Source organism: Burkholderia ubonensis (genome assembly GCF_902833085.1).
Taxonomy (GTDB): domain Bacteria; phylum Pseudomonadota; class Gammaproteobacteria; order Burkholderiales; family Burkholderiaceae; genus Burkholderia; species Burkholderia ubonensis.
Genome location: NZ_CADFEB010000002.1, coordinates 237,107 through 259,007, shown reverse-complemented (window position 1 = coordinate 259,007; position 21,901 = coordinate 237,107). Strand labels below are relative to the sequence as shown.

Genomic DNA, 21,901 nt, shown 5'->3' with positions numbered 1-21,901 from the left:
TCCTGTTATTTCCTGATCGTTTGGGCTGGCTGTCCGGGGGCGGGCTCGCCGGGCGCGTGCTTGCCGCCGCGCTCCTGCCACGCCGAGCGCGCGGCGCGCGAACGCGCGAACACGGTTTCGAGCGCCGCGCCGTCGCCGGCGTCGATCGCGGCCCGCAGCCGTTCGAGCACGCGCATGTAGCCGTCGAGCTCGTCGAGCAGCGCGGCGCGGTTCGCGACGCAGATGTCGCGCCACATTTCGGGGCTCGATGCGGCGATGCGCGTGAAATCGCGGAACCCGCCCGCCGCATACGAGAATTTCAGTTCCGCGTCCGCCTCGCCGAGGATCTGCTCGACGAGCGCGAACGACAGCACGTGCGGCAGATGGCTCACCGACGCGAACACGCGATCGTGCTGCTGCGCGCTCATCGTCCGCACGTCGGCGCCGGTCGCGCGCCACATCGCGTCGATCCGCGCGACCGACGCCGCCGGATTCTCCGGCAGCGGGCACAGCACGACGTTGCGCCCGACGTACAGGTCCGGCAGCGCCGCCTCGACGCCGCTCGATTCGCGCCCGGCGATCGGATGCCCCGGCACGAACTGCGCGAGGCGCGCGCCGAGCGCGTCGCGCGCGGCGGCCACCACGTCCGACTTGGTGCTGCCCGCGTCGGTGACGATCGTCGCGTCGTCGAGCCACGGCGCGATGCGCGCGAGCAGCGGGCCCGTCTGCGCGACCGGCGCGGCCAGCAGCACCAGATCGGCGCCGGCGAGCGCGTCGCGCAATTGCGCATCGTCGTCGAGCGCCGCGGCGCGATCGATCACGCCGAGCGACACCGCCCGCTCGACCGACGCCGGCGAGCGGCCGACGCCGACGATCTCGCCCGCGCCGCCCGGCGCGCGCTCGCGCAGCGCACGGGCCAGCGATCCGCCGATCAGGCCGACGCCGAAGATGACCAGTTTGTTGAATGCAAAGCCTGACACGACAAGAGCCAAGTTGCGCGTGGCGGCCGATGCCGCGCTACGCGAGAGTCCAGATTCGGGGCGGACCGGCGGCCGGCGCCATGCGCCGAACGTCGTCCGCCCCGCCTTCGGCAGCGCCGACCGGCCTGCCTTGCCCACTCCGGCGCGACGCGCGCCGGCACCACCGCAACGCGCGCCGCGTCAGCGCGCGCGCGGATACGAACCGAGAATCTTCAGGAACGCGGCCTTCTGGCCGAGTTCCGCGAGCGCGGCCGTCACCGACGCGTCGCCCCGATGCCCTTCGATGTCGATGTAGAAGTAGTACTCCCACGTGCCGACGCGCGCCGGGCGCGACTCGAAGCGGGTCATCGACACGCCGTGCCGCGCGAGCGGCTCGAGCAGCTTGAACACCGCGCCCGGCTCGTTCTTCACCGACACGATCAGCGAGGTCTGGTCATAGCCGCTAGGCCCCGCCGGCTGCTTGCCGACGATCACGAAACGGGTACGGTTGTGCGGATCGTCCTGGATCAGCGAGAAGGCGATCTGCAGGCCGTAGTGCGCGGCCGCGCGGTCGCCGGCAATCGCCGCAACCGTCGGATCGGCCGCCGCGAGGCGCGCCGCCTCGGCATTGCTCGAAACCGCCTGCCGCTCGAGTTGCGGCGCGTTCGCCGACAGCCATTGCTGGCACTGGGCCAGCGCCTGCGCATGCGCGCACACGCGCTTCACGCCGTCGAGCGTGCCGTTCTGCGTGAGCAGGTTGTGGTGGATCGGCAGCGCGAGTTCACCGCTGATCAGCAGCTGCGTCTGCAGCAGCAAGTCGAGCGTGCGCGACACCGCGCCCTCGGTCGAATTCTCGACCGGCGCGATGCCGAACGCCGCGGCGCCCGCCTCGACCGAGCGGAACACCTCGTCGATCGACGGGCACGGCAGTCCTTCGATCGACTGGCCGAAATACTCGAACATCGCCTGTTCGCTGTACGTGCCGACCGGGCCGAGGAACGCAACGTGGATCGTCTGCTCGAGCGCGCGGCTCGCGGCCATGATCTCGCGCCAGATCGCGCTGATGTGCTCGCTCGCAAGCGGCCCCGCGCTCATGTCCTGCAGGCGGTTGATCACCTGCAGCTCGCGTTCCGGCCGGAACACCGGCGCGTTGAAGTGCTTCTTGACCTCGCCCACCTCGAGCGCCACCGCCGCGCGCTGGTTCAGGAGCTCGATCAGTTGCGCGTCGATCGCATCGATGCGGTCGCGCAGCGGTTTCAGGCGGGAATTCAGTTCGTCGTCCATGCGTTTTGCCGTGCTGTTGACCAGCACCGCCGCCGTCAGGCGCGGTGCTGCTCGAAATCCTTCATATACTCGACGAGCGCCTTCACGCCCTCGAGCGGCACCGCGTTGTAGATCGACGCCCGCATGCCGCCGACGGACTTGTGGCCCTTCAGCTGCAGCAGCCCGCGCGCCTTTGCGCCGGCAAGGAAGTCTTCGTTGCGCGTTTCGTCGGCCAGGAAAAAGGGCACGTTCATCCGCGAACGCGCCGCCGGCTCGACCTTGTTCAAATAGAAGCTGCTCGCGTCGATCGTGTCGTAGAGCAGCTTCGCCTTCTCGATGTTGCGGGCCTCGATCGCCTTCAGGCCGCCCTGCCGCTTCAGCCACTGGAACACGAGGCCCGCGATGTAGATCGCGTAGGTCGGCGGCGTGTTGTACAGCGAGTTGTTCGCGGCAACCGTCTTCCATTCGAATGCGGACGGGCAGATCGACAGCGCGCGGTCGAGCAGGTCCTCGCGGACGATCACGAGCGTGACGCCCGCCATCCCGATGTTCTTCTGCGCGCCGCCGAACAGCACGCCGTACTTCGCGACGTCCATCGGGCGCGACAGGATGTGCGACGACACGTCCGCGACGAGCGGCACGTCGCCGAGATCGGGAATCTCGAACGTCTCGACGCCGTCGATCGTCTCGTTCGTGCACAGGTGCACGTAGGCCGGATCGTCCGACATCTGCCATTCGGCGCGGGCCGGCGCGCGCGTATAGCCGGCGTCGGTCTTGCCGGTCGCGGCGAGATGCGGCGTGCCGTACTTCTTCGCCTCGTTGAACGACTTCTGCGACCACGAGCCCGTCACGACGAAATCGGCCGTCTTGCGCGACCCGAGCAGGTTCATCGGCACGACGGCGTTTTCCGCGATGCCGCCGCCCTGCAGGAACAGGATCCGGTGGCTCGCCGGCACGTCGAGCAGCTCGCGCAGGTCGGCGAGCGCCGTTTCGTGGATCGACATGAATTCCTTGCCGCGATGGCTCATCTCCATCACGCTCATGCCGCTGCCATGCCAGTCGAGCATTTCGTCGGCGGCTTGCCGCAGCACTTCCTCGGGCATCGCCGCGGGGCCGGCGGAGAAATTAAAGACGCGCATCGTGAAAACCTCGGGAGGGACGCGGCCGGCTCGCCGCCGGCAAAGGAACCGCGCCAGAAAAGAAATGGCCGCTTGCGCTCACGCGCAAACGGCCATTATCGCACTGTCGTCAGGCTCCCGCCAAACCCGGCCGCGCGGCCGGGGGCGGACCGCGACCGCTTACTTGCCCGGCTTGACTGCGGAGACTTCCTTGTCAGCCTGCGCACGCGTCGCCTGGATCGCTTGCGGCATGTACTTCTGCATCAGGCCGTTGACCACGTCGCGGCCGACCTGATCCTGCACCTGGATGAACTTGCGGCCCGTCGTGCTCTTGTAGAACGTCGTCAGATCCTTGATCTCCGACGTGCTGTAGTACTTCGCGTACGCGTCGTACTGAGCCTGCATCGCGTCGTTGCTGAACGCCGACGTCGAGAACACCTTGCCTGCGCCGTCGACCAGCTTCGGCACCGCGTTCTTCTGCAGCGTCGGGACCGCAGCCTGCTTCTGCTTGTCGTTCAGCGTCTTGTTTTCCGACAGCGCGTCCGACAGGATCGCCGGCACCAGCTGCTTCGCCTGCATTTCAGCGCTGTTGCCGATTGCCGACACGAGCTTCGGCGCGTCGATCGCGTCGAGCAAATCCTTGATCGCAGCCTTCTTGTCGGCGTCGATCGGCGCAGCCGCCGCCGGAGCCGGCGCGGGGTTCGACAGCGATTGCGCCATCGCGAACGTCGGCACCAGTGCAGCCAGCAGGACCAGTCGCTTGAATTGCTTTTGCATCATCACTCCCTTCTTGGAAATATGAATGGGTACTTCGCCGCACGCGGCGCGCTTATTCGCGTTGCGCGCCTGCCTGCGGCCGCTCGAGAGTCACATCCTTGGTCAGGCTTCGCCGTCCGACGCCTCGTCGGCCTCGCCGTCGCCATCTTCGGCTTCCGCGATCTGCTGCAGGCCGGAGAGCTTCGTACCCTCGTCGAGGCTGATGAGTGTAACACCTTGCGTGGCGCGCCCCATTTCGCGAATCTCCGAAACGCGCGTGCGAATCAGGACGCCGGCCGTGGTGATCAGCATGATCTGGTCCTCGGCGTCGACGAGCGTCGCGGCGACCACCTTGCCGTTGCGCTCGGACGTCTGGATCGCGATCATGCCCTTCGTGCCGCGGCCGTGACGCGTGTACTCGGTGATCGGCGTGCGCTTGCCGTAGCCGTTCTCGGTCGCGGTGAGCACCGACTGCTCCTCGCTGCCCGCGACCAGCATCGCGATGACCTGCTGGCCATCCTCGAGCTGCATCCCGCGCACGCCGCGCGCCTCGCGGCCCATCGGACGCACGTCGTTCTCGTCGAAGCGCACCGCCTTGCCGGCGTCGGAGAACAGCATCACGTCGTGCGCGCCGTCGGTGATCGACGCACCGATCAGGTAATCGCCGTCGTCGAGGCCGACCGCGATGATGCCCTTCTTCATCGGGCGGCTGAACGCCTCGAGCGGTGTCTTCTTCACGGTGCCGAGCGACGTCGCCATGAACACGAACTTGTCGGCCGAGAATTCCTTGACCGGCAGCACGACGTTGATCTTCTCGCCGTCCTGCAGCGGGAACATGTTGACGATCGGGCGGCCGCGCGAGTTGCGCGAGCCCTGCGGCACCTCGTAGACCTTGACCCAGTACACGCGGCCGCGGTTCGAGAAGCACAGCATGTAGTCGTGCGTGTTCGCGATGAAGAGCGTCTCGATCCAGTCGTCTTCCTTCATCTGCGTCGCCTGCTTGCCGCGGCCGCCGCGCTTCTGCGCGCGGTACTCGGACAGCGGCTGCGACTTCACGTAGCCCGAATGGGACATCGTGACGACCATGTCCTGCGGGGTGATCAGGTCTTCGGTGTTCAGCTCGGTCGCGTTCAGCTCGATCTTCGAGCGGCGCGCATCGCCGAACTCGGCCTTCACGGCGGTCAGCTCCTCGCCGATCATCACCGTGATCCGCTCGGGGCGGGACAGGATATCCAGCAAGTCTGCGATCTGCGCCATCACGTCGCGGTATTCGCCGATGATCTTGTCCTGCTCGAGGCCGGTCAGGCGCTGCAGGCGCATCTGCAGGATTTCCTGGGCCTGCGTGTCGGACAGCCTGTACAGGCCGTCGCCCTGCATGCCGAACGCCGGGCTCAGCCCTTCCGGGCGATACGCGTCACGGCCGCCTGCCGTGGCGTTCTCGGTCTCGGCGCGGGTGAGCATCTCGCGCACCAGCGACGAATCCCACGCCTTGGCCATCAGCTCCTGCTTCGCGATCGGCGGCGTCGGCGCGGCCTTGATGATCGCGATGAACTCGTCGATGTTCGCGAGCGCCACCGCGAGGCCTTCGAGCACGTGGCCGCGTTCGCGCGCCTTGCGCAGTTCGTAGACCGTCCGGCGCGTGAGCACTTCGCGGCGGTGCGCGAGGAAGCACTGAAGGATTTCCTTCAGGTTGAGCAGCTTCGGCTGGCCGTCGACCAGCGCGACCATGTTCATGCCGAACGTGTCCTGCAGCTGGGTCGCCTTGTACAGGTTGTTCAGCACCACTTCCGGCACTTCGCCGCGCTTGAGCTCGATCACGACGCGCATGCCGCTCTTGTCGGACTCGTCGCGGATGTCGGAGATGCCCTCGAGCTTCTTCTCGTTGACGAGTTCGGCGATGCGCTCGAGCAGCGAGCGCTTGTTGACCTGGTACGGCAGCTCGTCGACGATGATCGCCATCCGCTGGCCGCGGTCGATCTCCTCGAAGTGAGTGGCCGCGCGCATCACGACGCGCCCGCGCCCGGTGCGATAGCCGTCGCGCACGCCGGCGACGCCGTAGATGATGCCCGCCGTCGGGAAGTCCGGCGCCGGGATGATCTCGATCAGCTCGTCGATCGTCGCTTCAGGGTTGTGCAGCAGGTGCTGACACGCGTCGACGACTTCGTTCAGGTTGTGCGGCGGGATGTTGGTCGCCATGCCGACCGCGATGCCCGACGAGCCGTTGATCAGCAGGTTCGGGATCCGCGCCGGCAGGATCAGCGGCTGCATCTCGCTGCCGTCGTAGTTCGGGCCGAAATCGACGGTTTCCTTGTCGATGTCGGCAAGCAGCTCGTGACCGATCTTCGCCATGCGAATTTCGGTGTAACGCATCGCGGCGGCGTTGTCGCCGTCGATCGAGCCGAAGTTGCCTTGCCCGTCGACCAGCATGTAGCGCAGCGAGAAATCCTGCGCCATCCGCACGATCGTTTCATAGACCGCGCTGTCGCCGTGAGGGTGGTACTTACCGATCACGTCGCCGACGATACGCGCCGACTTCTTGTAGGCCCGGTTCCAGTCGTTGTTCAGTTCGTGCATCGCGAACAGGACGCGCCGGTGCACGGGCTTCAGGCCATCGCGGACATCCGGAAGGGCACGTCCGACGATCACGCTCATCGCGTAATCGAGATACGAACGGCGCATTTCCTCCTCGAGGGAGGTGGGCAGGGTCTCTTTGGCGAATTGATCCATGTATCCGTATCTTTTCGGAGCGAAGACGGGAACGCCTTTCGCATGAGCGCTGCATGCGCAACGCAACGCGAGATTCTAACATGCGCCCTTCTCCCGCAAATTCGCCACCCCCTCTATATAAGAAAGGCAAAAGCCGGCGCGGCGGCCCGCATGCCTGCTCGCACCCCGAAAGCACCCCGCCCGGCCATTTCACAAGTACACGCAGTCATTCACATGCACACACGGACATTCCTGCACCGGCGAGCAAATTCGCACCCGCACACTTGACAATCTCTAAAAGTTACGGCAGGGCGGTGTTGCGCATGCGCCACAAACGGAGAGGCGATGTTGGGGTGGGGAGGATTTTTTTTCGTGGGAAGGGAACGATATGGCAAAATGCCAACGCACTGAAAGTTAGACGCTGCTCGAAGTCTACACAGAGCGGCGCCGCGTTTTTTGTGCCGCACCAATGTTATACTTCGAGCAATGTATGACTTGTCACCGTCAACAGGCTCGCAGTAAACCTGCGGTAATCTCAATTTCGAGAGGAGAAATATGAATAAACTTTCAAAGCTCGCGTTCATTGCAGCTACCGCAGTTATGGCTGCATCCGCATCGGCACAATCGGTGCCGGCGTCGCGACAAGCCGTGAATGACAACTGGGTGAACGGTACCGGCGAATACGTCTGGATGAACGGCACGAACGAGCTTTGCTGGCGCGATGCATTCTGGACGCCGGCCACCGCCAACGCGAAGTGCGATGGCGCACTGGTCGCCCAGGCAGCCGCACCGACTCCGGTCGCACCGGCAGCAGCTCCGGCAATCTCGAGCCAGAAGATCACGTATCAAGCCGACGCACTGTTCGACTTCGACAAGGCAACGCTGAAGCCGCTGGGCAAGCAGAAGCTGGACGACTTGGCTGGCAAGATCCAGGGCATGAACACGGAAGTGGTCGTCGCAACGGGCTACACCGACCGCATCGGTTCGGACAAGTACAACGACCGTCTGTCGCTGCGCCGTGCGCAAGCCGTGAAGTCGTACCTGGTCAGCAAGGGCATCCCGGCCAACAAGATCTACACGGAAGGCAAGGGCAAGCGCAACCCGGTCACGACCGGCTGCAACCAGAAGAACCGCAAGCAGCTGATCGCCTGCCTCGCACCGGACCGCCGCGTGGAAGTCGAAGTGGTCGGTACGCAAGAAGTGCAGAAGACGACCGTTCCGGCACAGTAAGCCGCGGTCCTCGACTGCCTCAAAGCCCCGCCTCGGCGGGGCTTTTTCATTGACGCCTGCCGGGGCGCTCGCTGGCCTCGCCGTCCGCCCGCTTATATACTCGGGGCTTGATGCCGCGATGCGTCGCCCTCCTCCCGTAGCCCGTTTGCCGACATGACCAACGCCGATCCGCACGAACTCCAGAAATTCAGCGACCTCGCCCATCGGTGGTGGGATCCGAATGCCGAATTCAAGCCGCTGCACGACCTGAACCCGGTCCGGCTCGGCTGGATCGACGCGCATGCCCATCTGGCCGGCAAGCGCGTGCTCGACATCGGTTGCGGCGGCGGCATCCTGTCCGAATCGATGGCGGGGCTCGGCGCGCAGGTGAAAGGCATCGACCTGTCGACCGAAGCGCTCGGCGTCGCCGACCTGCACAGCCTCGAGAGCGGCGTGACGGTCGACTACGAGGCGATCGCCGCCGAAGCGATCGCGGAACGCGAGCCCGGTACCTACGACGTGGTCACGTGCATGGAAATGCTCGAGCACGTGCCGTCGCCGGCCAATGTCGTCGCGGCCTGCGCGACGCTCGTCAAGCCGGGCGGCTGGGTGTTCTTCTCGACGCTGAACCGCAACCTGAAGTCCTACCTGTTCGCGGTGATCGGCGCCGAGTACATCGCGCAAATGCTGCCGAAGGGCACGCACGACTACGCACGCTTCATCCGTCCGTCGGAACTGGCCGGCTTCGTGCGCGCCACCGATCTGCACGTCGTGGAGATCAAGGGCATCACGTATCATCCGCTCGGCAAGCGCTTCGCGCTGTCGAACGACACCGACATCAATTACCTCGTCGCGTGCCGTCGCAGCGCGTGACAACGATTCGACCGGTATGACGACTTCCCTCTCGCCCACGCGGGCCGCGCCTGACGAACCGGGCCTGCAGCGCTTCGACGCGGTGCTGTTCGATCTCGACGGCACGCTCGCCGATACCGCACCCGATCTCGCGGCCGCCGTCAACAAGATGCAGCGCGCGCGCGGGCTGGCCGAGACCCCGCTCGACACGCTGCGGCCGCTGGCGTCCGCCGGTGCGCGCGGCCTGCTCGGCGGCGCATTCGGCATCACCCCGCAATCGGCCGACTACGACGCGATGCGCGACGAGTTCCTGGCCAACTACGCGACCGACCTTTGCGTGCACACGACGCTGTTCCCGGGCATCGATACGCTGCTCGACGAGCTCGACGCGCGCGGCGTGCGCTGGGGCATCGTCACGAACAAGGCAATGCGCCTGACCGAACCGCTCATCGGCCTGCTCGGCCTCGGCCCGCGTGCCGCATGCGTCGTCGGGGGCGACACGACTCCGCACTCGAAGCCGCACCCTGCCCCGCTGCTGCATGCGGCCGGGCAGCTGACGATTTCGCCCGAGCGCATCGTCTACGTCGGCGACGACCTGCGCGACATCCAGGCCGGCAGCGCGGCGGGCATGGCGACCGTCGCGGCCGCCTACGGCTATTGCGGCGACGGCGCCGCGCCGGGGGACTGGCAAGCGCAGCACCTTGTCGAAACGACGCAGCAATTACGCGAGCTGCTGCGCGATGTTGGGCTATAATGTTGAATCTTATCCGCGGGGGCGACCTGGTTTCGACAGGGGTTGTGAAGCGGCTAGGGCATGTCGAGGACCCGTCACCTCGTTAATCAATGGGAAAAACGTAACTGCAAACGACGATACGTTCGCACTGGCAGCCTAAGGGCCGCCGTCCTCTGCCTAGTTCACTGACGGGCTAGCGTCGCAAGACCGGTAGCAATACCGCCAGAGGTCATTTACGTCAGTTAAGCCTTGGCGGCGTCGCGACGCCCGGGTCGAAAACCTAGCGAATCGCCGTAGCGCAGCGTGTTCGTCCGCGTCGCTGCGGTTAAATCAAATGACAGAACTAAACATGTAGAACTGGTCGTGGAGCGCTTCTGGACGCGGGTTCGATTCCCGCCGCCTCCACCAAATTCTCGCGATGCAACGAACCCCGCATGACGGCCGTCCTGCGGGGTTTTTTGTTGCCTGTGCAATGCATCCGTGGCGCACGGTACCGCCCTCCTTCGAAAAAAGCGCCCAGCCCCGATGGGCCGGGCGGAATGCCGCGGGAAACCCGGCGGCAGGAGGTGACGGATATCGGGCCGCCCCGCGAGCGCCTCACACAGAGGCGCGCGGCGACAGCCCACCCGGGCCCGACCGTTCAGCGCGCCGCGCGACTGATCGTCGCACCTGGCGCTTCGCCCGCCGTCCCGGGTGACGCGCGGCTTAGCTGCCGCGATACAGCAAGTTCATTTCGTCGGCAGTGGCCGGACGCACGCCCGCTGCGCGCGAACCGGACGCCGATGCGCCCTGCGCTTGCGCGCCGTAACCGCTGGCATCGACGCCTTGTGCCTGCGCGACGGCATTGCGCTGCTGCTCGGCGACGCGCGCGGTCGCGGCCTGGATCGCTTCCGGGTAATGCGGATCTTCACCGCGTGCCGAGTTGTAGCCTGCCTGCTGGAGCTGAACCAGTTCGGCGCGCACCTGCGCGCGGGTGATCTGCGAACCCGGCTGGGCGAACGACACGACCGGGGCAACGAGGGCTGCAGCAACGACGACGGCTTGAACGAGCGACTTCATGATGACCTACCTCCAGATTTGTCCGTTTTCGCGATGAACACCTCGTTCATCGCTGACACCTGAAGTTTATGTAGGCAGTTGCTTAAGAATAAGGCAGGTTTCAGGAAGAATGACTTTCAGAATACGGGTTAACCACTAAAGCGCCAGACCCTCCTGGACACCGTTGGCTGCCGGTACGCGCGAAAACGCGCAAGCCCCGCGAAGCGGCATGCTTCGCGGGGCTCGCAATGAATGAAACGCGTGGTGCGTCCGGGAACAAAACCACGCCGGGCGACGCCCGGACGCCCTCATCGTCACTTCATTCGCCGTCCATCGGGCACTTCAGGTTGCAGCCGTTCGGATCGCCCAGGTCGCCCTTGCGGCGCAGCGCGGACTTCTTACCGCTCTGATATTTCTTCGACGGCGCCGACGCCGCGAACGGCATCTGCGGATGTTCATTCAACCGGAACTGGTCGTTCAGGATGCCGCCGGGCACACCGGGCGAATTCTGCGCGAACGCGAGCGGCGAAGCGGCGATCAGCAACCCCGCGGTCAACGCTGCCGCGGCGAGGGGAAGGGAAAGTTTCATGGCGTGACGACGCCTGGCTGGCGTGCTTGTTGGAACGTTGATCGAGCGGCAAGCGTAGCGCAAATCCGCAGCAACTGCAGAGCCGTTCTCGCGCGGCCCGTTACCGTGCGTTGCCGCTGCGCGCCGTCTACGCGTCCGCGCCGGCGAGCCCCGCCGCGACGCTCGTCACCGTGCCGCACGCCGCCGGATCGTAGCCGTCGAGACGCGCGACCCGCTCGACATAGCGCGCATCGCGCAGCAGCGCCAGCACGCCGTCGAGCGGCCGCTCGTCGAGCCGTTCGCGCTCGCAAGCGAAGTAGTAATCCTCGTCGACGACCGGAATGAAATCGAGACCGAAATGGTGCGCGGCCGGCTCGACGCCGAAGCCGAGATCGGCCATCCCGCTGGCGACGAACGCGGCGATCGCCGAATGGGTCAGCTCGGCCGACGCATAGCCGTTGATGCGCTCGGGATCGACGCCGATCCGGCGCAACGCGAGATCCAGCAGCATGCGCGTGCCCGAGCCCAGCTGGCGGTTGACGAAGCGGATGTCGTCGCGCGCGAGGTCGGACAGGCCGCGCACCTGCTTCGGGTTGCCGCGCGGCAAGAACAACCCTTGCTTGCGCCGCGTCAGGTGGATCAGCACGTGGCGCGCGTCGTCGAGCCAGGGGCGGTAGATCTGTGCGCATTGTTCGCGAAACTCGCCACGCGGCAGATGGAACCCCGCCAGCTCGCACTCGCCGCGCGCGAGCGCCTGCACGGCCTCGACGCTCTCGCGATACTTGATGTCGACCGCCGCATGCGCGTCGACCAGGGCAGAGACGAGCGCAGCAACCGCATAACCGTGCGACGCGTGGATCCGCACGCCGCCGTCGCGCTGCGCGAGCCGCCGGTTCAGGTCGCTCGCGATTTCGGCCGCCAGCACGCGCAGGTTCCCGTCGAGACGGCTGCGCGCGAGGCGCTGCGCGTCGACGACCGCCTGCCCGAGCTCGGACAGCACCGAGCCCTTGCCTCGCGCGGTTTCGATCAGCGCGCCGCCGACGCAGGCCTCCAGCGCGCGCAGCAACCCCCATGCATGCCGGTACGACAATCCCTTGGCCTGCGCCGCCTGCGCGATGCTGCCGGTCCCGGCGACGAGCTCCAGCAGCGGCGCGACGTCCGAGAGGCTCGCCTTGCGCCCCTCGCTGTCGCGCACGATCAGATTTGCGTCGCATTCGATTCGAATCATTTATGCACCGTGACTTCCTATTGCGACCGCTCAATGTTCCGCTTATCGTTGATCCAGATCCAACAGAACGAAGTCAGCATGCGCAATATATGAATCATCGGCGCATATGAGACTTTGGAGGAGCATAACAGATGTCCCCGATTTCCGAAGCGCCCGACGCACTCGTCGCGCGGCATGCGCAGAGCGGCCGGTCGCTCGTCGCCGTGCTGCACGCGATCCAGGACGAAGCGGGCTACGTGCCGCCCGGTTGCGTCGCGCCGCTCGCGAAGACGCTGAACCTGTCGCGCGCGGAAGTGCACGGCGTCCTCACGTATTACCACCATTTCCGCACCGAGCCGCCGGCGCGCGTGACGATCCAGATGTGCCGCGCCGAAGCATGCCGCAGCATGGGCTGCGAGGCGCTCGCAGCGCACGCGCAAGCGCGCACCGGCTGCACGTTCGACGCGTCGCAGGCGGGCACCGTCGCGCCGGGCGCCGTCGCGCTCGAATCCGTCTACTGCCTCGGGCTCTGCGCGCAATCGCCGTCGATGACGGTCAACGGCGTGCTGCACGCGAAGGTCACCCCGGAGAAATTCGACGCGCTGCTCGCCGACGCCGTCGCCCACGCTCAGGAGACCGCATGACGACCCGCATCTATGTGCCGCGCGATTCGTCCGCGCTCGCCCTCGGCGCCGACGCGCTCGCCGCCGCGATCGTCGCGGAAGCCGAACGGCGCGGCGTCGCAGTCGACCTCGTGCGCAACGGCACGCGCGGCCTGCTGTGGCTCGAACCGCTCGTCGAGGTCGGCACGGCGGCCGGCCGCGTCGGCTATGCGAACCTGTCGGCCGCCGACGTGCCGGCCCTGTTCGACGCCAACTGGCTCGACGGCGGCGCGCACCCGAGCGGCGTCGGCCTCGTCGACGCGCTGCCGTATCTCGCGCGCCAGCAGCGCCTCACGTTCGCCCGCATCGGCCTGACCGACCCGCTGTCGATCGACGACTACCTGCGGCACGACGGCCTCGCAGGCCTGAAGAACGCGCTCGCGCTCGACGGCGACGCCGCGTGCGACGCGCTGATCGAGTCCGGCTTGCGCGGCCGCGGCGGCGCGGCGTTTCCGGCCGGCATCAAATGGCGCACGGTGCGGCACGCGAGCGCGAATCAGAAATACATCGTCTGCAATGCGGACGAAGGCGACTCGGGCACGTTCTCCGATCGCCTGATCATGGAAAGCGATCCGTACTGCCTGATCGAAGGCATGATCATCGCGGGCATCGCGACCGGCGCGACGATCGGCTACATCTACGTGCGCAGCGAATATCCGCACGCGATCGCGACGCTCGAAGCCGCGATCGCGCGCGCCCGCGACGCCGGCTGGCTCGGCGCGAGCGTACTCGGCTCCGCGCACGCGTTCGAGCTGCACGTCGCGAAAGGCGCGGGCTCCTATGTGTGCGGCGAGGAAACCGCGCTGCTCGAATCGCTCGAGGGCAAGCGCGGCGTCGTGCGCGCAAAGCCGCCGCTGCCGGCGCTCGCCGGGCTGTTCGGCCAGCCGACCGTGATCAACAACGTAATCACCCTTGCGACCGCGCCGGTGATCTTCGCGCGCGGCGCCGCGTTCTACCGCGACTTCGGGATGGGCCGCTCGCGCGGCACGCTGCCGTTCCAGCTCGCCGGCAACATCCGGCACGGCGGCCTCGTCGAACTCGCGTTCGGCGTCACGCTGCGCGAGCTGCTGTTCGATTTCGGCGGCGGCACCGCCAGCGGCCGGCCCGCACGCGCCGCGCAGGTCGGCGGCCCGCTCGGCACCTACCTGCCCGAGCACCAATGGGACGTGCCGCTCGATTACGAGGCGTACACGGCGATCGGCGCGGTGGTCGGCCACGGCGGCATCGTGCTGCACGACGACACGTCGAACCTTGCCGAGCTCGCCGAGTACGCGATGAAATTCTGCGCGATCGAATCGTGCGGCAAATGCACGCCGTGCCGGATCGGCTCCACGCGCGGCGTCGAGACGATCGCGCGCATCCGCCGGGGCGACACGTCGGAGCGCCAGGTCACGCTGCTGCGCGACCTGTGCGACACGATGCTCGCCGGCTCGCTCTGCGCGATGGGCGGGATGACGCCGTACCCGGTGCTGTCCGCGCTCGACCATTTCCCCGAAGATTTCGGGCTCGCCGCCGGCAAGAATGCCGCGCCGGGCCCGGCCAAGGCCGCGGCCTGACCCAGAAGGAGCATTGCATGTCCCTTGATGCGCTCAATTCCAGACCGGGCGGCTGCGGCTCGGGCCAGTGTTCGTGCAAGAGCGCCGCGCAGGCGCGCGCGCGCGACCCGTTCGACGACACCGACTACGGCACGCCGCAGCGTCACGCCGATACCGACGTCACGCTCGAGATCGACGGCCAGCCGGTCACGGTGCCGGCCGGCACGTCGGTGATGCGCGCGGCGATCGAAGCCGGCGTGAACGTGCCGAAGCTGTGCGCGACCGACTCGCTCGAACCGTTCGGCTCGTGCCGGCTGTGCCTCGTCGAGATCGAAGGGCGGCGCGGCTATCCGGCGTCGTGCACGACGCCGGCCGAAGCCGGCATGAAGGTGCGCACGCAGTCCGACCGGCTGCAGGCGCTGCGCCGCAACGTGATGGAGCTGTACATCTCCGACCACCCGCTCGACTGCCTCACCTGCCCCGCCAACGGCGACTGCGAACTGCAGGACATGGCGGGCGTCGTCGGGCTGCGCGAGGTGCGCTACGGCTTTGACGGCGCGAACCATCTGCGCGATCAAAAGGACGAGTCGAATCCGTACTTCACGTACGACCCGTCGAAGTGCATCGTCTGCAACCGCTGCGTGCGCGCCTGCGAGGAAACGCAGGGCACGTTCGCGCTGACGATCGCGGCGCGCGGCTTCGAATCGCGCGTCGCCGCGGGCGAAAGCGAAGCGTTCATGGATTCGGAATGCGTGTCGTGCGGCGCGTGCGTGGCCGCGTGCCCGACCGCCACGCTGCAGGAAAAGTCGGTCGTGCAGCTCGGCCAGCCCGAGCACGCGATCGTGACGACCTGCGCGTATTGCGGCGTCGGCTGCTCGTTCAAGGCGGAGATGAAAGGCACGCAGGTCGTGCGCATGACGCCGCACAAGAACGGCCTCGCGAACGAAGGCCACGCGTGCGTGAAGGGACGCTTCGCCTGGGGCTATGCGACGCACAAGGATCGCATCACGAAACCGATGATCCGCGAGAGGATCACCGACCCGTGGCGCGAAGTGAGCTGGGACGAGGCGGTCACCTATGCCGCGACGCAGTTCCGCAAGCTGCAGGCGAAGTACGGCCGCGACTCGATCGGCGGCATCACGTCGTCGCGCTGCACGAACGAGGAAACCTATCTCGTGCAGAAGCTCGTGCGCGCCGCGTTCGGCAACAACAACGTCGACACCTGCGCGCGCGTGTGCCACTCGCCGACCGGCTACGGCCTGAAGACGACGCTCGGCGAATCGGCCGGCACGCAGACCTTCGCGTCGGTCGCCCGGGCCGACGTGATCGTCGTGATCGGCGCGAACCCGACCGACGGCCACCCCGTGTTCGGCTCGCGCCTGAAGCGCCGCGTGCGCGAAGGCGCGAAGCTGATCGTCGTCGATCCGCGCCGCATCGACGTCGTCGACGGCCCGCACGTGAAAGCGTCGCATCACCTGCAGCTGCGCCCCGGCACCAACGTCGCGATCATCAATGCGCTCGCGCACGTGATCGTCACCGAAGGGCTCGTCGACGCGGCCTTCGTCGCCGAACGCTGCGAGACGCGCGCGTTCGAGCAGTGGCGCGAGTTCGTTTCGCGCGCCGAGAATTCGCCGGAAGCGACCGCAGACGTGACCGGCGTGCCGGCCGAGCAGGTGCGCGCCGCCGCGCGGCTGTATGCGACGGGCGGCAATGCCGCGATCTACTACGGGCTCGGCGTGACCGAGCACGCGCAAGGCTCGACGATGGTGATGGGCATCGCGAACCTCGCGATGGCGACCGGCAACATCGGCCGCGAAGGCGTCGGCGTCAATCCGCTGCGCGGCCAGAACAACGTGCAGGGCTCGTGCGACATGGGCTCGTTCCCGCACGAGCTGCCCGGCTACCGGCATATCGGCGACGCCGGCGTGCGCGCGCTGTTCGAGGACGCGTGGGCGGCCAAGCTGCAGCCGGAGCCGGGGCTGCGCATCCCGAACATGTTCGACGCGGCGCTCGACGGCAGCTTCAAGGGGCTGTACTGCCAGGGCGAGGACATCGTGCAGTCGGACCCGAACACCCAGCACGTCGCGGCCGCGCTGTCGTCGATGGAGTGCATCGTCGTGCAGGACATCTTCCTGAACGAGACAGCGAAGTACGCGCACGTGTTCCTGCCCGGTTCGTCGTTCCTCGAGAAGGACGGCACGTTCACGAACGCGGAGCGCCGCATCTCGCGGGTGCGCAAGGTGATGCCGCCGCTCGCCGGCTACGCGGACTGGGAAGTGACGCTGATGCTCTCCCGCGCGCTCGGCTACGAGATGGACTACGCGCATCCGTCGGAGATCATGGACGAGATCGCGCGGCTCACGCCAACCTTCACGGGCGTGTCGTACGCGAAGCTCGAAGCGCTCGGCAGCATCCAGTGGCCGTGCAACGAGCATGCGCCGGAAGGCACGCCGACGATGCACATCGACACGTTCGTGCGCGGCAAGGGCAAGTTCGTGATCACGCAGTTCATTCCGACGCCGGAAAAGGTCACGCAGCGCTATCCGCTGATCCTGACGACGGGCCGCATCCTGTCGCAATACAACGTCGGCGCGCAGACGCGCCGCACCGAGAACGTCCGGTGGCACGAGGAAGATCGCCTCGAGATCCATCCGCACGACGCGCAGGACCGCGGGATCCGCAGCGGCGACTGGGTCGGCATCGAGTCGCGCGCAGGCCAGACCGTGCTGCGCGCGCTCGTGACCGAGCGCATGCAGCCGGGCGTCGTGTACACGACGTTCCACTTCCCGGAATCGGGCGCGAACGTGATCACGACCGACAGCTCGGACTGGGCGACGAACTGCCCCGAGTACAAGGTGACGGCGGTACAGGTGATGCCGGTCGCGCAGCCGTCCGACTGGCAGCGCGCATACGCGCGCTTCAACGCCGAGCAGCTCGACCTGCTCGAACGCCGTGCGGCCCAGCCCGCGCCCGTGACGACCGGCAAGTGAGGACGCCATGAACACCGGACACCTGATCGACATGGCCAACCAGATCGGCGAATTCTTCGCGTCGATGCCGGATCGCGACGAGGCGCTGGCCGGCATCGCCGACCATATCCGGCGCTTCTGGGAGCCGCGGATGCGCCGCGCGCTGCTGGCGGCATTCGACGATCCGGCCGGCGACGCAGCGCAGCGCGCCGCGCCGATCGTCCGCGATGCGATTGCCGCCTATCGCGACACGCTGACGCCCGCCGACACGCCCGTCTGAACGCCTGACCGGCGTATCGCCGCCGCTACGCGGGCAGCGATACGCCGGCGAACCAGCTCTCGCAGTGGCGTAGCAGCGCGTTCGTGTCGGACGCGAGCCGGCCGCGCGCCGCGATATAGCCGTCGGGCCGCACCAGGTAGAACGACGGACGCGACCGGCCGTAGGCGTCGGCCAGCCCCGCCGCACCGTCGCCTTCGGTATCGGCGACGCGCCACACGCGCACCGCGCCCGGCATGATCCGTTCGAGCGACTGCGCAAGGGCCTGCGCGGCCTCGGCAGCGGGCGGCGGCGCGCCCGCCCCGCCCTCCTGGGGTGGATCCTCGAGCAACAGCAGCGTGAAGCCCGTCGGCTCGTGCAGGTCGAACAGCCGCGCGACGCCCGGCGCCTGCCCGAGCGGCCCGTCGATCACGTGCACGAGCGCATCGGGCGCCCGCTCGCCCGCGCGCGGGCCGCCGTCGAGCACGCGCTCGAGCGTGAGCGGGCTTTTGCGGTACTGCACCCCCAGTTCGCTGACCGTGCGCCGCACCGCGTCGCGCATCGGCCCGAACGACGCCAGCAGCGGCACGACGTGATCGCGCAGCAGCTTCATCGGCCCGCGATCGGCCTCGACGATCTGCGTCAGGAAGCTCGTCTGCCGCAACACGTCGCGCTCGATCGGATGGCGCTCCGTGTGATACGTGTCGAGCAGCCGCTCCGGCGCCCCCGCACCCAGCACCCGCGCAAGCTTCCAGCCGAGGTTGAACGCCTCCTGGATGCCGGTGTTCATGCCTTGCGCGCCGGCAGGGCTATGGACGTGCGCGGCGTCGCCCGCGAAGAACACGCGCCCGTGCCGCAAGCGCTCGACCATCCGGCTGTGCAGGTGGAAATAGGACGACCACGTCAGGTCGCTGACGACGATCGGCGTCCCCATGCGTGCACGGACGATCTCCTGGCATCGTGCAAGCGACGGCCCGCGCTCGTCGGACAGCGCGCCGTTCTCCCGCGGCCGGTCCGCCACCAGCCGGTAGCGGCCGTCGCCCATCGGGAACAGGCCCGCGATGCCTTCCGCCGTCGTGAACAGATGAATCTCGTCGTCCGGCCAGTCGGGAATCGCCGCGAGATCGGCGAGCAGGAACGTCTGCTCGAACGGCCGGCCGGCAAAGCCCACGCCGAGCAGATGCCGCACCGTGCTGTGCGCGCCGTCGGCGGCGATCAGGTACGACGGCGCGAGCCTCTCCTCCGCGCCGCGCGCATCGCGGATCGTCACGTCGAGGGACGCGCCGCCCGCGTCGCAGGCGGTCAGCGTGAGGCCGCGCTCGACCGTCACGCCGAGGCTCTCGAGATGCTCGGCGAGCAGCCGCTCCGTGACGCTCTGGTCGAGAAACAGCAGATACGGATAGCGCGTCTGCAGCGGATCGAAATCGAGCCGGGCGATCACGCGGCCGTCCGCGTGCAGCGCCGCCGCGTGCGCGCGATGCCCGCTCGCGAGAAACGGCTCGACCACGCGGTGCTGCTCCAGCAATTCGAGCGTGCGCGCCTGGATGCCGATCGCGCGCGAATACGGCGACGGCTCCGCCGCCTGGTCGATCACGCGCACCGGCACGCGCGCCCGGGCAAGGCTCATCGCGGCGGCAAGGCCGGTCGGCCCCGCGCCGACGACCAGCACGGGGGGAATATCGAGCAGTTCGTCGACCATGAGAACCTCGATGACACGCGACCCTGCAAGTCTACGCCGCTCCGCCTGACGGGACCATATGCCGGACGGCCGACCGGGGCCCCCTGGCCGGGTATGGGACAATGCGCGTTTCCCGCCAGTTTTCGCGTCATGGATTCCGCCTTCGACCGAGCGTACGCCGCGCATCGCGCGGGCCGCCTCGCCGACGCCGAGCACGGCTACCGCGCCGCGCTCGCCGCCAATCCCGCTGACGCCGACGCGCTGCATCTGTTCGGCGTGCTTCGGCATCAGCAGGGGCAGCACGCCGAAGCGGCCGATCTCGTCGGCCGCGCGGTCGCGCTGCGCCCGGACGACGCCGCGCTGCAGCTCAATCTCGGCAATGCGCTCAAAGCGCTCGGCCGCGTCGAGGAGGCGCTCGACCGCTTTCGCAACGCGCTGACGCTCGCGCCCGAATTTCCGCTTGCGCACTACAACCTCGGCAACGCGTATGCGGCGCTGCAGCGTCACGACGAGGCGATCGACGCGTTCGGCCGCGCGCTGCGGCTCACGCCCGACGACGCGTCGATCCACAACAATCTCGGCAACGCGCTGAACGCGCTCGGCCGTCACGATGATGCGCTGGCCGCGTTCCATCGCGCGCTGGCGCTGCGGCCGGGCCATGCCGGCGCGCACAACAACCTCGCGATGGCGCTGTCCGCGATGGGCCGGGCCGACGACGCGATCGCGCATTTCCATGCGGCCATCGCCGCGCAGCCGCGCTTCGTCGCCGCGCATTTCAACCTCGGCAACACGCTCGACGCGGTTGGCCGCCACGCCGAAGCGGCCGCGGCGTTCGAAGCCACGCTCGCGCTGCATCCGTCCTTTCCGCTCGCGCTGTTCGGCCTCGCGAACGCGCTGAGCGCGCAGGACCGCCATCGCGACGCGCTGCCCTTCTACGAGCGCGCGGTCGGCCTCGATCCGTCGTTCAGCCTCGCATGGCTGAACCTCGGCACCGCGCACCACGCGCTCGGCGCGCACGAGATGGCGCTGCGCGCGTTCGACCAGGCGCTGCGCGTCGAGCCGGACTTCACACTGGCGCAATTGCATCGCGCGGTCACGCTGCTGACGCTCGGCGATTTCACCCGCGGCCTGCCCGCCTACGAGGCGCGCCATGCCACGCCCGGCGCGACACCGCTCGGCGCGCTGCCGCGCTGGCAGGGCGAGCCGATCGCGTCGCGCACGCTGCTGATCCGCGCGGAACAAGGGTTCGGCGACACGCTGCAGTTCGTCCGCTTCGTGCCGCTTGCCCGTGCGCGCTGCGCGCACGTCGTGCTCGAAGTGCAGCCGGAACTCGTCGCGCTGCTCGAGCCGGCCGCCGCTCGCTGGCGCGTCACGCTCGTCGCGCAGGGCGCGGCGAAGGCGCCCGCAGCGGACGTCGGTTGCACGCTGCTGAGCCTGCCGTTCGCGCTCGGGCTGCAGCCGGACGACATCCTGTCCAGCACGCGCTACCTCCACGCACCGGACCCTGCCCGCCGGCGCTTTCGCGGCTCCATCGGCGGGCAGCAACGACGCAAGTTCGGCATCGTCTGGTCCGGGCGGCGCCATGCACGGGACAATCGCTCGATGCCGCTGGCCGCGCTCGAGCCGCTGTTCGCGTTGCCCGACATCGACTGGATCGTGCTGCAGCCGGCCGTCGACGACGACGAGCTGGCCCGCCTCGACGCGCATCCGCGCGTCCACCCGTTCGGCGATCGGCTGACCGACTTCGCCGCGACGGCGGCGCTGATCGAACGGCTCGACGGCGTCGTCTCGATCGACACCGCGGCCGCGCACCTCGCCGGCGCGCTCGGCAAGCCGTTGTGGCTGATGCTGCCGTTCGCGGCCGACTGGCGCTGGTTCGGCGGTCGCGACTGCCCGTGGTATCCGCAGGCCCGGCTCGTACGCCAGCCCGCGCCGGGGCAATGGCGCGACGTCGTGAGCGAAGTCGCCGGCATGCTGCGCACCGCCTGAGCCCATCGGCAGTGTCGAGATCGTGGGCGTAAAGCCGTCGATCGTGGTCGCGAGGCTGTACGCAAGCGAGAGCCGGCCGTGCGCACGTCGGCCGGCATCGCTTCGGTCAGCGCGACGACCATCGCGCCGTTGCATGACGCATAAAGGAACGACCGCCACAGCTCGACCGCGGGCGGTCGCAGGAACGACGGCTGCGCGACCACCCAACTGGACGGCCGGACAGGCGATCACGAGCGTAACCAGCGCAAGCGCGATCAGCACCGGGCGGCGGCCGATGCGGTCCGACAGCGGCAGCCGGACTTCGAGGGCTCCGCCCGGCGCTGGCCGATGAAATCGTGACGATAGACGGCAAGAGCGTTACACGTTTCATGCGATTGCCGTCGGTTGTCGGAACATCGGCCTCCAAATTCGGATTAGTCCAATC

The 21,901-nt window shown here is 67.9% G+C and carries 17 protein-coding genes, 1 other RNA gene and 1 pseudogene; 9 read left to right on the top strand and 10 right to left on the bottom strand.

Translation table 11 applies throughout. The features are described 5' to 3' along the window. Positions 1-5 precede the first annotated feature (5 nt). The 5 genes from HWX31_RS05175 to gyrA all read right to left on the bottom strand — a co-directional run bounded on the left by HWX31_RS05175 (position 6) and on the right by gyrA (position 6,802). Positions 6-959 (bottom strand): prephenate dehydrogenase, encoded by a 954-nt coding sequence (locus HWX31_RS05175; protein ID WP_059631459.1) that lies wholly within the window; start codon positions 957-959, stop codon positions 6-8. A gap of 180 nt (positions 960-1,139) precedes the next feature. Then, positions 1,140-2,222, bottom strand: coding sequence for a prephenate dehydratase (gene pheA / locus HWX31_RS05170; protein ID WP_059612579.1), 1,083 nt, complete (start codon positions 2,220-2,222; stop codon positions 1,140-1,142). A 35-nt stretch (positions 2,223-2,257) separates the two neighbouring features. Next, on the bottom strand, positions 2,258-3,340 hold the full coding sequence (serC, locus tag HWX31_RS05165; RefSeq protein WP_174964625.1) for a 3-phosphoserine/phosphohydroxythreonine transaminase: 1,083 nt from the start codon (positions 3,338-3,340) through the stop codon (positions 2,258-2,260). Between the two features lie 159 nt (positions 3,341-3,499). Further along, the gene (locus HWX31_RS05160) at positions 3,500-4,096 is read right to left on the bottom strand and encodes a DUF2059 domain-containing protein (protein ID WP_059612604.1); all 597 of its coding nucleotides are present in this window, start codon (positions 4,094-4,096) and stop codon (positions 3,500-3,502) included. 102 nt (positions 4,097-4,198) lie between these two features. Next, positions 4,199-6,802 (bottom strand): DNA gyrase subunit A, encoded by a 2,604-nt coding sequence (gyrA, locus tag HWX31_RS05155; RefSeq protein WP_174964626.1) that lies wholly within the window; start codon positions 6,800-6,802, stop codon positions 4,199-4,201. Between the two features lie 534 nt (positions 6,803-7,336). On the opposite strand from gyrA, the gene ompA reads away from it, so the two are divergent. The 4 genes from ompA to ssrA all read left to right on the top strand — a co-directional run bounded on the left by ompA (position 7,337) and on the right by ssrA (position 9,983). Continuing rightward, entirely contained in the window at positions 7,337-8,011 is a 675-nt protein-coding gene (gene ompA, locus HWX31_RS05150) for an outer membrane protein OmpA (protein WP_174964627.1), read from the top strand. 153 nt (positions 8,012-8,164) lie between these two features. Next, positions 8,165-8,863 carry a bifunctional 2-polyprenyl-6-hydroxyphenol methylase/3-demethylubiquinol 3-O-methyltransferase UbiG gene (gene ubiG, locus HWX31_RS05145; protein WP_174964628.1) on the top strand — a complete coding sequence of 233 codons (699 nt, stop codon included), beginning with the start codon at positions 8,165-8,167 and terminating at the stop codon, positions 8,861-8,863. 16 nt (positions 8,864-8,879) lie between these two features. Next, positions 8,880-9,596 (top strand): phosphoglycolate phosphatase, encoded by a 717-nt coding sequence (gene gph, locus HWX31_RS05140; RefSeq protein WP_059631461.1) that lies wholly within the window; start codon positions 8,880-8,882, stop codon positions 9,594-9,596. A gap of 17 nt (positions 9,597-9,613) precedes the next feature. Then, positions 9,614-9,983: a transfer-messenger RNA gene (gene ssrA / locus HWX31_RS05135) on the top strand. Between the two features lie 297 nt (positions 9,984-10,280). Here the strand turns inward: ssrA and HWX31_RS05130 are convergent. The 3 genes from HWX31_RS05130 to HWX31_RS05120 form a co-directional block, all read right to left on the bottom strand. Continuing rightward, complete coding sequence (locus tag HWX31_RS05130; RefSeq protein ID WP_010091731.1) at positions 10,281-10,634, bottom strand: DUF4148 domain-containing protein; 354 nt, start codon at positions 10,632-10,634, stop codon at positions 10,281-10,283. Between the two features lie 298 nt (positions 10,635-10,932). Continuing rightward, positions 10,933-11,202, bottom strand: a complete 270-nt coding sequence (locus HWX31_RS05125; RefSeq protein ID WP_059749594.1) for a hypothetical protein — start codon at positions 11,200-11,202, stop codon at positions 10,933-10,935. A 127-nt stretch (positions 11,203-11,329) separates the two neighbouring features. Then, on the bottom strand, positions 11,330-12,409 hold the full coding sequence (locus HWX31_RS05120) for a substrate-binding domain-containing protein (protein ID WP_174964629.1): 1,080 nt from the start codon (positions 12,407-12,409) through the stop codon (positions 11,330-11,332). 131 nt (positions 12,410-12,540) lie between these two features. On the opposite strand from HWX31_RS05120, the gene HWX31_RS05115 reads away from it, so the two are divergent. The 4 genes from HWX31_RS05115 to HWX31_RS05100 are packed head-to-tail and all read left to right on the top strand — an operon-like array spanning position 12,541 to position 17,834. Next, complete coding sequence (locus HWX31_RS05115) at positions 12,541-13,032, top strand: NAD(P)H-dependent oxidoreductase subunit E (protein ID WP_174964630.1); 492 nt, start codon at positions 12,541-12,543, stop codon at positions 13,030-13,032. Beyond that, a complete protein-coding gene (locus HWX31_RS05110) occupies positions 13,029-14,606 on the top strand; it encodes a formate dehydrogenase beta subunit (protein ID WP_174964631.1) in 1,578 nt (525 codons plus the stop codon). Before HWX31_RS05115 ends, HWX31_RS05110 begins: the two co-directional genes overlap by 4 nt. A gap of 17 nt (positions 14,607-14,623) precedes the next feature. Beyond that, the gene (fdhF, locus tag HWX31_RS05105) at positions 14,624-17,575 is read left to right on the top strand and encodes a formate dehydrogenase subunit alpha (protein ID WP_174964632.1); all 2,952 of its coding nucleotides are present in this window, start codon (positions 14,624-14,626) and stop codon (positions 17,573-17,575) included. A 7-nt stretch (positions 17,576-17,582) separates the two neighbouring features. Further along, positions 17,583-17,834, top strand: a complete 252-nt coding sequence (locus HWX31_RS05100) for a formate dehydrogenase subunit delta (protein ID WP_174964633.1) — start codon at positions 17,583-17,585, stop codon at positions 17,832-17,834. A gap of 25 nt (positions 17,835-17,859) precedes the next feature. Here the strand turns inward: HWX31_RS05100 and HWX31_RS05095 are convergent, their stop codons facing one another. Then, positions 17,860-19,509, bottom strand: coding sequence for an FAD-dependent monooxygenase (locus HWX31_RS05095; RefSeq protein ID WP_174964634.1), 1,650 nt, complete (start codon positions 19,507-19,509; stop codon positions 17,860-17,862). Positions 19,510-19,638: 129 nt separating this feature from the next. Here HWX31_RS05095 and HWX31_RS05090 point away from each other — a divergent pair, with 129 nt between their 5' ends. Further along, positions 19,639-21,477 carry a tetratricopeptide repeat protein gene (locus HWX31_RS05090; protein ID WP_244143660.1) on the top strand — a complete coding sequence of 613 codons (1,839 nt, stop codon included), beginning with the start codon at positions 19,639-19,641 and terminating at the stop codon, positions 21,475-21,477. Here HWX31_RS05090 and HWX31_RS05085 read toward each other — a convergent pair. Further along, positions 21,457-21,765, bottom strand: a pseudogene (locus HWX31_RS05085) (MFS transporter); the annotation flags it as partial. The gene HWX31_RS05090 and the pseudogene HWX31_RS05085 sit on opposite strands and share 21 nt — an antisense overlap. Between the last annotated feature and the right edge of the window lie 136 nt (positions 21,766-21,901).